We start from the raw sequence: 13,825 nt of genomic DNA, 5'->3' as shown, positions 1-13,825 counted from the left end.
CAAACATTATGAATACAACATATATATACAAAAAAGCTAATAGTATTTTAGGGTTTGCTTTTATCATAATTAGTATGGTTAGTTGCCAAGACTATTTAGAAGAGCAGCCAAGCACATTAATAGACTCTAACTATGTATACACTACAGAAGAAGGTTTAAAATCTGGCGTAGTAAGTTTATATAAATTTAATAGAGATAGGTATGACCAAAGAACAGAAGATTACATGGGAGCTGTTCTTTTATCTTCTAGAAGCGATTTAACCTTTAGTAGATCTGGTTATACAGGCTTAATGGGAAGGTATGAAAGAGGCGTATCACCAATAGATTATGGCACAGAACTGGTTTCTTCTTTATTTTGGAAACATTACTACAACATTACCAATAAAGCTACAGATATTATTAATGCAGCAGAGGTTGTAGATAATATAGATGAGGACACTAGAAACCAAATTATTGCAGAAGCAAAATTCTTTAGAGCGCAGTCTTATTTTTTTCTGTACAGAATGTATAACAACATATATGTTACAACAGAATCTGTAACTGTAGATAATGCTTTTAATGTTATAGAGAATAAATCATCAAAAGAAGAAATTTTTGCTTTATTAAACAGCGATTTAAATTTTGCTATAGAACATTTAGATTGGAATGTAAACTTTGGTAGAGTTTCTAAAGGAACAGCTAAACACATAAAAGCTAAAGTAGCTATGTGGCAAGGAGATTGGTTAGAAGCTAAAGAACAAGCTTTATCTGTAATTGAAGATCCAGAAAGCCCACACAGTTTAGTTTCTTCTACTGCAGATGTTTTTAAAGGTGACCTAAATAATAGCGAGCAATTATTTGTTATACAGTCACAAGATGATGTATTAGGAGGTGGAGACGCAACTATGATGAATGCCAACTATGTAACTCAATATTTTCAAATATCTGGCATAAACTCAGATATAGAACAAGGCGGTAGAGGTTTTTCTAGAGTTTTACCAAACCTATATTTATTAAATCTTTTAGCAGAAGACCCAAATGACACAAGAGATGACAACACCTATTTTAGGCTAAAATATTATTACAATACAGGAGATAATATTGGTGATGAAATAGATATTTATAAACCTATAACTGATTTAGATAACCCTAGTGACACTTACACAAGGTACTACCAAAGGTTACACCCTTCTTGTATAAAATTTGCACAAGAAGATGACGACCCTAACTCTTACACACAAAGAAGTAATATTTTAGTTTACAGACTAGCAGAAACCTATTTAATAGCTGCAGAAGCTATTTTAAGATCTAGCGGAGATGCTTTGCCATACATAAATGCAATTAGAACAAGAGCAAATGCAGCACCTTTAACTAGTGTTACTATGCAAGATATACTAGATGAAAATGCTCGTGAACTAGCATTTGAAGGAGAGCGTTGGTTTACATTAAAAAGAATGGGAGCTGATGTTTTAAATAATCAAATGATAAATTTCTCTGGAGATGGCGAATATTATCCAAACTATTTTGGAGGAAGTAAAGACCCAAGAATAAATTGGAAAGATCATTATATTAATTTTCCAATTTTTCAGGAAGATTTAGATTTATTAGGAGCTAGTTACCCACAAAACACAGGATATTAATTAAGTTTAGTTTTTTAGTTACCTAGTTTTTTAAAGCTAAGGGCAATTTAATTGTCCTTAGCATTTTATTACATAATAATTTATATAAATACAAATATGCGTATCTTATTTTTAGCGTTTATTCTTGCTCTTAGTGCCTGTAAAACAAATAATACTAATAAAATATTATTTGCAGATAACCCAGTAGTTGCACACCGTGGTGCTTGGAAAAATAAAAATTTACCAGAAAATTCAATTGCTGCATTAAAAGAAGCTATTTCCCTAAATTGTACTGGTTCAGAATTTGATGTTAGAATGACTTCTGACAATATACTAATTGTAACCCATGACCCTACTTACAACAACTTACCTATTGAAGATACCACATTTGCAGAGTTATCTAAAAAAAAATTATCTAACGGAGAAACATTACCAACTTTAAAAGACTATTTGCTTGCTGGTATGAAAAATAATACCTCTACAGGACTAGTTTTAGAAATAAAACCCTCTAAATACAAAGAGCGTAACTCTATAATTACCGAAAAAGTAATTAAAGAAGTTAAAAGGCTAAAAGCAGACCCTTATATAAAAACGTACATAAGCTTTAGTTACAACATACTGCTAAAAATAAAAGAACTAGACCCTAATGCTAATACACAGTATTTAGACGGATCTAAAGCTCCTAGTCAACTAAAAAAGGATTCAATTTCTGGACTAGATTATGAAAAAAATGTATTTAAAAAACATCCAGAATGGATAAAAGAAGCTAAAAAACTAAATTTAGCTCTTAACGTATGGACTGTAAATAATGAAGAAAACTTAGATTTATTTATTGCCCATAATTTTAATTATATTACAACTAACGAACCAGAACTACTATTTAAAAGGTTAAAAAAAAATCCAGTTTCTAATGGCTATCAACTAGTATGGAGTGATGAGTTTAATTACAAAGGAGCTCCCAACAATAAAAAATGGGTATATGATATTGGCTTTATAAGTAATGAAGAAAAACAATACTTTACAAGTAATACTAAAAATGTAAGAGTAGAAAAAGGAAATTTAATTATAGAAGCCCACAAAGAAAGTGTTGCCAACAAGGATTATAAAAGTAATGCATTTAAAAACAAAAGCTGGTTACATTATATTCCTAAAATTGATAGCGCAAAATACACTTCTGCCAGAATAAAGACTCAGGGCTTAGCATCTTGGAAATATGGCCGTATAGATGTTAGGGCTAAACTTCCTAAAGGAATAGGCTTATGGCCTGCCATATGGATGTTAGGAGAAAATAGAAAAGAGGTTGGCTGGCCAGAAAGTGGTGAAATTGATATTATGGAATACGTAGGCTTTAGTCCAGATTCTATTTTTGGAACTATACACACAAAAGCATACAACCACTTAAAAAAAACACAAAAAGGGAAAAAAACTTTTATAAGTAACCCTAATGATACTTACCATACATACTCATTAGAATGGACACCAGAAAAAATGGATTTTATTCTGGATGACGTGGTTTATAATAGTTTTGCTAATGAGCACAAGACAACGGCAGAATGGCCTTTTGATCAAAAATTTTATTTAATTTTAAATGTATCTGTTGGTGGTATGCTAGGCGGACAAAAAGGAATTGATGATACCGTTTTTCCTCAACATATGGCTGTAGATTATGTTAGAGTTTTTCAGAAAAAAGAAGAGCTACAAAACAATTAAGAAATACTAAAAACGAAAACGCCGATAACAAATAAAGTTACCAGCGTTTTCTAGAAATAAAAACTAAATTAAGTTCTTGTTAAGTTGTTACAAACTAAACCATTTGCATACCTCTTGTTTAATTTCTTGATCTCCTCTTTGTAGACAATCCCATTCATTTGTTGTTGGGTTGTATTTATAATCACATTTCCAAAGTGCAATCTTTTTTTGTATTTCTTTTAAAGCCTCACTAATAAAAATTACGTCTTCATTAGTCATTAAAGGATGTAAAGATAAGCGTACCCAACCAGGCTTATTACTAAGGTCTTTATTTATAATATTACGTGTTATTTTTTTAGATTTTCTTCTATCTATGTCAAATAAATAATGACCGTAAGTACTAGCACATGACCAACCACCTCTTACTTGTATACCAAACCTATCATTTAATAACCTAACAATTAAATTATAATGTATGTTAGACATTGTAAATGAAATACAACCAATTCTTGGTACGTCTGTACTTCCTAAAATTTCTAGGCCGTTTATTTCTCCTAATTTCTGGTAGCTTAATTGTAATAATTCTTCTTCTCTTTTGTGAATTTTACTTACCTCCATTTGGTCTTTTAACCTAATAGTTAAGGCAGCCTTCATAGTTTGTAAAAAACCTGGAGTACCACCATCTTCTTTAACCTCTATATCATCAAAATAGCTATAACTACCCCAAGGATTTGTCCATTTTACATTACCACCACCTGGAGTATCTGGGCATTTAGCATTGTATAGTTTTTTATTAAACACTAACACTCCACAACTTCCTGGTCCTCCCAAAAATTTATGCGGAGAAAATGCAATAGCATCTAAATAAGCTTCTGGATCTGCTGGATGCATATCCATTTTTACATAAGGTGCAGAGGCAGCAAAGTCTACCACACAATATCCGTTATGTTTGTGCATTATTTTAGCCAACTCTTGGTAAGGTGTAATAATACCGGTAACATTAGAACAAGCTGTAAAAGCACCAATTTTCATTGGCCTATCTGCATATTCTAATAATTTTTGTTCTAAGCTATTAACGTCTACAAGTTTATTTTCATCACAGTCTAAAATAACAACATCTGCTAAAGTTTCCATCCAAGAAACGTGGTTAGAGTGGTGTTCCATATGTGTAATAAAAACAACTGGCCTATCTACTCTATTTGGTTTGTGTTTAAAACTTTTACGTAACCCTATTAAACGCTGAAGCTTAACAATTGCACCAGTCATACCAGTACCAGTTGTAACTAAAACATCGTCATCATTAGCATTTACATGTTCTTTAATTATTCTTCTTGCTAATTTATAAGCATAGGTAGATGCTTTGCCTGTTTCACTAGAAAAAGAATGTGTATTAGCAACCATTGGCCCTATTTTATACTGCATTTTTTCTTCAATAGGAGCATACAATCTTCCGCTTGCTATCCAATCTGCGTAAACCAACTTTTGTTTACCGTATAAGGTTTTAAAATAATGGTTACTACCTATAACTCCTTTAGAAAATTGCTGAAAATAATTTTCTAAATTTTCTTTTACTAAAACTTCTTCTTTAACGCTCACAACATTTACTTTTTAATCGTTCTTTAGTTCGATTTTCTTCTTTTATTTTAAAAAAGGGCTACCCACTAAAAATAGCCCTTTAAACAACATTCTTTCATTTTTTATTGATTGACTAATTCAAAATTTATACTGAAAACAAAGCATAAAGAAAGGTGTTGTTATAAATAGACTTTACTACCAAATAGTAAAGTTTAATTTTTTCATTTTAAATATTACATTATATACTACTAAGACGATTAATTTTTACTAAACCCTTACTTATGTAATGTTAATTTTATTTTATTTTATTTTTTATAAAAATTACACACTTAAAAAAACACCTTCATCTACACTATTTAATTTTAAAAACAACAAACCATCAAAAAAACACTTATGGTTAATCATTAAAAAAACAACTGTTCATATTGTTTATTAAAAACAGCATAAACTCTAGCTCTTAAACGTATTACAATTAAGCCTACGCATACAAAAGCCTAGTATTCACAACATTAATACACTGTTCGGTATTTTTCAATATAAATTAGCTTTTAAAATTGAATAACTTTTTAACCAAACCATTAGCTTATTCATAAAATGAACTTTTTTTATGATAAAATTGAATACAAAATTCTTTCATATAAACAGAGTAAAATTAATTACTCTTATAGCTTTTATATTTTTTACTCAACTATTTTTTGCTCAAACCTCTGGCGTATGGTCAGATGCTGGTGGGGGAAAATGGACATCTGTAAGTTCTGACGGTTTAGTACGAATTGAAGTTACCGTTACTGGTTATGTAGATATTTTAGGCGGAGATACAATGTTGTGCTCTCCTGATGCTTTTAGTGACCCAACTATTACAGGGACACCATCTCTAGCTTTAGAAGTTAATGGTAGTAATGGGACAATTTCTTTTGAGTTCTATGACACCAGAACAAATGCATTAGCAGACATACAAAACCCTATCTTACACGTTGATAAAGTTGGAGCAACAGGGGTATTAGGATCTAATACTACTGGTACATTTTATTTACAGGACGGATACACTTGGGATGAACTAAGCGCTACTGATAGATTAGATAGTGATTCTGTTTTTTTTAAGGGAGAAAATTTATTTGAAATATTAGGAGGCACTGGTGAATGTGCTAATACCGCAGGAGGTAGTCTACAAATAACAAACTTAATAAACACTATAAATTTAAATACACTTCTAGAAAGGAACTCAACACCATTAACCAATAATGCTCCAAACAGAGACGAAGTAGAATTTGCCTTTTCTAACTTAGTGATAAATCCTTGTACTTCTGGAGCTATAGTTGGCACACCTACAGAGAACGACACAGATGGTGACGGTGTAAATAATAGTTGCGATTTAGATGATGATAATGATGGTATTTTAGATACTGATGAAGGTAGTTGTACTCCTGTACAATCTGGTGCTTGGACTATTGCTGGCAAAACTGCTTCTTTTGATTATGGCAACGGAGTTATTGCTAATGTCACAACTACAAACTCTACCAACTTTGTAAGCGGTAATTTTACAAATCCTGGTGTAGATTTTTGGACTGAAGATTTACAAGGAGATATTTCTCTTGCTGCTACTTATGATAGCGGAGTAACAGTTACTGTTGAGTTTGTAGATGCCACTAACAACCCCGTTTTTGTAGATAAACCTAGGCTTCATCTGGATAGAATTGGTGGCAATGATACTAGTAATAATCAGACCTCTGCAGAAATAAGCCTTTTAAACGGTTTAACGTGGTCAGAACTTGCCGGTACATTCGACTTTGTTTCTACTGTAACTACAGTAAAAGATGGAGGTACGGGTTTACCATCAGATGGTTATGACCCTGAAAGCTCATTAAAAGATAGCGATGGTTCTGCCGCAGGAACATTACAAATTAACCAAAGAGTATCTACTTTTACATTGCAATTGGTACAAACTTCTTCCACAGGTGTAGAAGATGAGATAGAACTTATATTATTTGCTTGTAAAGACAGAGATTCTGATATTGATGGTGTGCCAGATTTATTGGATTTAGATTCTGATAACGATGGTATTTTTGATGTTATTGAAGCCGGACATAACCAACCTCATACCAATGGTATTTTAGGTACTGCTGTTAGTGAAGATGGTATTTTTGATGCCTTACAAACTAGTAGCGGTGTTAATAATGGCACTGTAGATTATACTTTAGCAGATTCTGAGGCAACACCAAACGGAACACCAGATTATTTAGAGCTAGATGCAGATGGCGATGGTTGTAATGATGTTTTAGAAGCTGGGTTTACAGACCAAAACAATGACGGTATTTTAGGAGGCTTACCCACAACTGTAAATGCTACAAACGGTACTGTAACTGCTAGTATGGTTATAGATGGTTATACTACTCCTAAGAATGCAGATAGTGGTTCTGGAAATACTGACTTTGACTTTCAACAGATAGGACAAGCACCAGCAATAACTAATACTGCAAACCAACCTCAAGATATTTTAACCAATGGCACAAACCCAGAAACTTTTGTAGTTACAGCAACTGGCGAAGCTTTAACTTATCAATGGCAAGTAAACCGTTTAGATGGTAATGGTTTTGTAGATATAAATGATGCCAACACTGTAGATATTTATACAGGCAGCACAACTAACACACTTACACTAACTGGAATTACAGCTAGTTATGATGGCTTTTTATATCAGGTTATTATTAATGATGAAACCTTTTCTTGTGCCACTCTTACTTCTAGTAGCGCTACAATTATTTTTGATGATACACCACCAGATGCTCCAATTGTTGTTATTACTGAAGATATTAATAATGATGGTTTTTTAAATACAAGCGAGTTAGTTGGAGATGTTAATGTAACCATTACATTACCAGCAAATGCTGCAGAGAATGATATTTTAACTGTAAACGGTACAAACCAAACATTAACCGCTACAGATATTGCAAACGGAGAAGTTCTTCTAACATTTACTCCTCCAGCAGAAGATGGTTCTTTAACTGTAACAGCTACTATTACAGATCCCGTAGGTAATACAAGTAATCCTAGTTCAGATTCGGTTTTGGTTAACACTGCTGCTACTTCTGCTCCTGTAGTTGTAATTACTGAAGATATTAATAACGACGCTATTATAAACAGTACAGAATTGGTGGGTGATATTAATGTTACCATTACTTTACCTGCTGAAGCTGTAGAGAACGATATTTTAACCGTAAATGGGACTAATCAGACTTTAACTGCTACAGATATTACTGCTGGTACTGTAACTGCTAGTTTTGCTAGTCCGGGTGAAGGTAATACCATTACTGTTACTGCATCAATAACTGATACAGCAGGAAATACAAGTACAAACGGAAGCGATTCTGCTACCATAGAAACTGTTGCTACTTCTGCTCCTACGGTTGTAATTACTGAGGATATTAACAACGACGCTATTATAAACAGTACAGAATTGGTGGGTGATATTGATGTTACCATTACTTTACCTGCTGAAGCTGTAGAGAACGATATTTTAACCATAAACGGAACTAATCAGACTTTAACTGCTACAGATATTAGTAATGGTACTGTAACTACTAGTTTTGTTAGTCCGGGTGAAGATAACACCATTACTGTTACAGCATCAATTACTGATGCCTCAGGAAACACGAGTCCAGAAGCTAGTGATTCTGCTACAGTAAATACTACCTCAACTTCTGCTCCTGTAGTTGTAATTACTGAAGACACCAATAACGACGCTATTATAAACAGTACAGAATTGGTAGGTGATATTGATGTTGCCATTACTTTACCTGCTGAAGCTGTAGAAAACGATATTTTAACCGTAAATGGGACTAATCAGACTTTAACTGCAGCCGACATTACTGCTGGTACAGTTACAACTAGTTTTGCTAGTCCGGGTGAAGGTAATACCATTACTGTTACTGCATCAATAACTGATACAGCAGGAAATACAAGTACAAACGGAAGCGATTCTGCAACCATAGAAACTATTGCTACTTCTGCTCCTACGGTTGTAATTACTGAAGATATTAATAATGATGGAATCATAAGTAATTCTGAGCTTTCTAGTAATATTGATGTTACCATTACTTTACCTGCTGAAGCTGTAGAAAACGATATTTTAACCATAAACGGAACTAATCAGACTTTAACTGCTACAGATATTAGTACTGGTACTGTAACTACTAGTTTTGTTAGTCCGGGTGAAGGTAATACCATTACTGTTACAGCATCAATTACTGATGCCTCAGGAAACACAAGCACAAACGGAAGCGATTCTGCTGTAATTGACACTGCTGCTACTTCTGCTCCTGCAGTTGTAATTAGTGAAGATATTAATAACGACGCTATTATAAACAGCACAGAATTGGTGGGTGATATTGATGTTATCATTACTTTACCTACTGAAGCTGTAGAAAATGATATTTTAACTATAAACGGTACCAATCAAACTTTAACTGCGGGCGACATTACTGCTGGTACTGTAACTACAAGTTTTGCTAGTCCGGGAGAAGGTAATACCATTACTGTTACTGCATCAATCACTGATGCTGCAGGAAACACAAGCACAAACGGAAGCGATTCTGCTACAATTGAAACTATTGCTACTTCTGCTCCTACGGTTGTAATTACTGAAGATATTAATAATGATGGAATCATAAGTAATTCTGAGCTTTCTAGTAATATTGATGTTACCATTACTTTACCTGCTGAAGCTGTAGAAAACGATATTTTAACCATAAACGGAACTAATCAGACTTTAACTGCTACAGATATTAGTACTGGTACTGTAACTACTAGTTTTGTTAGTCCGGGTGAAGGTAATACCATTACTGTTACAGCATCAATTACTGATGCCTCAGGAAACACAAGCACAAACGGAAGCGATTCTGCTGTAATTGACACTGCTGCTACTTCTGCTCCTGTTGTTGTAATTAGTGAAGATATTAATAACGACGCTATTATAAACAGTACAGAATTGGTGGGTGATATTGATGTTACCATTACTTTACCTGCTGAAGCTGTAGAGAACTATATTTTAACTATAAACGGTACCAATCAAACTTTAACTGCTACAGATATTGGTAATGGTACTGTAACTACTAGTTTTGTTAGTCCGGGTGAAGGTAATACCATTACTGTTACAGCATCAATCACTGATGCTGCAGGAAATACAAGTACAAACGGAAGCGATTCTGCAACGATAGATACTACACTACCAATACCTACACTAGCAATAAATGACGTTACTGCAGATAATGTAGTTAATACCACTGAGGCAGCATCAACCGTAACTATTACAGGTTCTGTTGGTGGTGATTTTAATACAGGTGATACGGTTACTCTGGTAATTAATGGTGTTACAAGCACTGGAACTACAAATGCTACTGGTAACTTTAGTATTTCTGTTAACGGTAGTGATCTTGCTACTGATACAGATACAACCATAAATGGTAGTGTTAGTACAACAGATACTGCAGGTAATATAGGAACAGCTACAGCAATTAAAACTTATAATGTAGATGTTACTGCGCCTACGCCTACGCTAACAATTAATGATGTTACTGCAGATAATACCGTAAACTCAGCAGAGGCTGCGGGTAGCATAACTATTACAGGTACTGTTACAGGAGAATTTAATACTGGAGACAGTGTAACTCTTCTTATCAATGGTATTTCTAGTACAGGAAATGTAGATGCCTCTGGTAACTTTAGTATACCTGTTAGTGGTAGCAACTTAGCAGATGATGCAGATACAACAATAGATGCATCAATTACAACTACAGACAATTCTGGAAACACAAACACAGTAAATACAACTAAAACTTATAGTGTAGATGTTACTGCTCCTACACCTACACTAACAATAAATGATGTTACTGCAGATAATATTATAAACACAACAGAATCAACATCAACCATAACTCTTACGGGTACTGTTACAGGAGAATTTAATACTGGAGACAATGTAACCCTTGTTATTAATGGTGTTTCAAGCACTGGAAGTGTAGATGCTTCTGGCAACTATAGTATTCCTGTTAATGGTAGTGATCTTGCTGTAGATTCAGATACAACTATAAATGCTTCAATTATAACTACAGATAATTCTGGTAATACAAATACCATAAATGCAACTAAAACATATAATGTAGATGTTACTGCTCCTACACCTACACTAACAATAAATGATGTTACTGCAGATAATACTATAAATGCCACAGAAGCAGCATCAAACATAACCATTACAGGTACTGTTAGTGGCGAATTTAACACTGGTGATACCGTTACTCTTGTTAGTAATGGTGTTTCAAGTACTGGAACTGTAGATGCCTCTGGTAATTTTAGTATTTCTGTTAACGGTAGTAATCTTGCTGCAGATACAGACACAACAATAGATGCATCAATTACAACTACAGATAGCTCTGGAAATGGTAATACCGTAAATGCAACTAAAACATATAATGTAGATGTTACAGCTCCTACACCTACACTAACAATAAATGATGTTACTGCAGACAATGTAGTAAATGCCAATGAGGCAGCATCAACTATAACTATTACAGGTACTGTTGGTGGCGATTTTAATATTGGAGATCTTGTGACTATTACTATAAATGGAAATTCATATTTTAATGGTGTAGATGCTTCTGGTAATTTTAGCATTCCTGTTAGTGGTAGTGATCTTGCTGCAGATGCAGATTTCACTATAAATGGCGTGGTAAATACCTTAGACATGGCTGGTAATGTTGGTACTGCTACAAACAGTAAAATTTATAATGTAGATACTACTTTGCCTATGCCTGTTATTACAATTAACAATATTACGGCAGACAATACTATTAATACTACTGAAGCTACAACCACAATAACAGTAATTGGTAATATTAGTGGCGACTTTTTAACTGGTGATGTGGTTACTTTAGTAGTAAACGGCATATCATACACCAATGCAATAGATGCTTTAGGCAACTTTAGTATGCCTATTCCGGGGACAGAGCTTACTGCAGATGCAGACCTAACTGTAAATGGTAGTGTTAGTACAACAAACACAGCAGGAAACACAGGTACTGGAACAACAAACAAAACATATAATGTAGATGTTACTGCTCCTACACCTACGCTAACAATTAATGATGTTACTGCAGATAATATTATAAATACCGCAGAATCAACATCAAACATAACTATTACAGGTACTGCTACAGGAGAATTTAATAACGGAGATACAGTTACACTATTAATAAACGGTGTCTCTACAACAGGTACTGTTAATGCTTCTGGTATTTTTAGCATTACCGTTAGTGGTGGAGATCTTCTTGCAGATGCAGATGTAACAATAAACGCTAGCTTGGTTACCACAGATAGTGTTGGTAATAGTAATACAATTAATGCAACAAAAATATATGCTTTAGATATTACAGCTCCTACACCAACAATTATTATTGATGATGTAACTACTGATAATACCATTAATGCTATTGAAGCTTCTCAAAATATAACAATTACAGGTTCTGCTACAGGAGAATTTAATACCGGAGATACGGTTACATTATTAATAAACGGTGTTTCTACAACAGGTACTGTTAGTAATACCGGAACGTTTAGTATAATAGTGTCTGGAAATAATTTAGCTTTAGATGCAGATACTACTATAGATGCTAATTTAACTACTACAGACTCTGCAGGCAATAACAATACAGTTGCTGCTACTAAACTATACAATGTAGAAACTGCAACTATTGCTACACCTGTTATTAGTAGCAGTAGTATTGATACAAATATTCCTGATGATGCAATTACATCTGACAATACACTATCCATTTTTGGAACATCTGAACCAAATAGAATTATAGATATTTATATTGATGGTGTAATAATAGGTACTACAACTGCTAATGCTACAGGTAATTGGACTTTAGACCACAGTGCAACTATTTTACCAGATGGAAACTATGATATTACTGCAGTAGCAAGTGATGCTTTTGGCAACATTAGTTTTTCTTCTGCAGCATACCCTATTGTTATAGATACCGTAGCTCCTATTGTAAACGATGAAATAACAGATAACCTTACTCCTGTTATTACTGGTACTGGTAGTGCAAATGAAACTTTAACTATTGCTATTGATGTTGATGCTGACGGTACACCAGAAGTTACTTATACAGTTACAACAGATGCTGCAGGTAACTTTAGTTTAGATACAAACACGGCTACTCCAATTAGTGGTACTTTACCTAGTTTAGGTTTTCCTAGTACATTAGATATTACTGTTTCTGATGCAGCAGGTAATACAAATACAGCTGTTATTTTTATTACAGATGATTTTGATAATGATGGGTTAACTAATGAAGATGAAGCTGCACTTGGCACAGACCCTAATGACGCAGATACAGATGATGATGGTGTTACAGACGGACAAGAGGTTGCAGATAACACCAATCCTTTGGATGACTGTGATTCTCTTAACGGAACACCTTTAGGTACGTCTGACTGTGATGCTGACGGCTTAACTAATGCAGAAGAAAATGCAATTGGCACAGATCCTGAAGATCCTGATACAGATAAAGACGGAATTTTAGATGGACAAGAAGTTACAGATAACACAGACCCATTAGATGCTTGTGACTCGGTTGGTGGTACACCTCCTTTAGGTGTTGCTTGTGATATAGAAATACAAAATGAAAATATTACACCTGGTACTACAGACGGCACGTTTGTTATAGTAAACATAGAAGCTTTTCCTGATAATACTGTAGAAATATTTAACAGATGGGGTGTAAAAGTATATAGCACAAAATCTTATGACAATGCCTCAAGAGCATTTACGGGTATTTCTAATGGTAGAGCCGTAGTTAAATCTAGTAGTACATTACCTGCTGGTGTGTATTATTACATCATTAACTATGTGAAAAAAGGAGACCCTAAAACTAAAAATGGCTACTTATACCTTAATTAAT

The 13,825-nt window shown here is 33.9% G+C and carries 4 protein-coding genes; 3 read left to right on the top strand and 1 reads right to left on the bottom strand.

What is annotated here, in order from left to right:
* The first annotated feature begins 8 nt into the window (after window positions 1-8).
* Window positions 9-1,619, top strand: a complete 1,611-nt coding sequence (locus tag CELLY_RS12275; RefSeq protein WP_013621999.1) for a RagB/SusD family nutrient uptake outer membrane protein — start codon at window positions 9-11, stop codon at window positions 1,617-1,619.
* Between the two features lie 96 nt (window positions 1,620-1,715).
* Complete coding sequence (locus CELLY_RS12270) at window positions 1,716-3,308, top strand: family 16 glycosylhydrolase (RefSeq protein WP_013621998.1); 1,593 nt, start codon at window positions 1,716-1,718, stop codon at window positions 3,306-3,308.
* A gap of 87 nt (window positions 3,309-3,395) precedes the next feature.
* Here the strand turns inward: CELLY_RS12270 and CELLY_RS12265 are convergent, their stop codons facing one another.
* On the bottom strand, window positions 3,396-4,883 hold the full coding sequence (locus tag CELLY_RS12265) for an aminotransferase class V-fold PLP-dependent enzyme (protein WP_013621997.1): 1,488 nt from the start codon (window positions 4,881-4,883) through the stop codon (window positions 3,396-3,398).
* A gap of 586 nt (window positions 4,884-5,469) precedes the next feature.
* Here CELLY_RS12265 and CELLY_RS12260 point away from each other — a divergent pair.
* Window positions 5,470-13,824, top strand: a complete 8,355-nt coding sequence (locus CELLY_RS12260) for an Ig-like domain-containing protein (protein ID WP_013621996.1) — start codon at window positions 5,470-5,472, stop codon at window positions 13,822-13,824.
* Window position 13,825 lies beyond the last annotated feature (1 nt).

This window comes from Cellulophaga lytica DSM 7489, from assembly GCF_000190595.1.
Lineage (GTDB): Bacteria > Bacteroidota > Bacteroidia > Flavobacteriales > Flavobacteriaceae > Cellulophaga > Cellulophaga lytica.
This window is presented reverse-complemented; position numbering and strand designations above follow the sequence as displayed.

What these genes read in the sequence shown, in the direction of transcription:
- CELLY_RS12260 (WP_013621996.1), top strand. Translation starts at nt 5,470, where the DNA reads ATGATAAAATTGAATACAAAATTCTTTCATATAAACAGAGTAAAATTA.
- CELLY_RS12275 (WP_013621999.1), top strand. Translation starts at nt 9, where the DNA reads ATGAATACAACATATATATACAAAAAAGCTAATAGTATTTTAGGGTTT.
- CELLY_RS12270 (WP_013621998.1), top strand. Translation starts at nt 1,716, where the DNA reads ATGCGTATCTTATTTTTAGCGTTTATTCTTGCTCTTAGTGCCTGTAAA.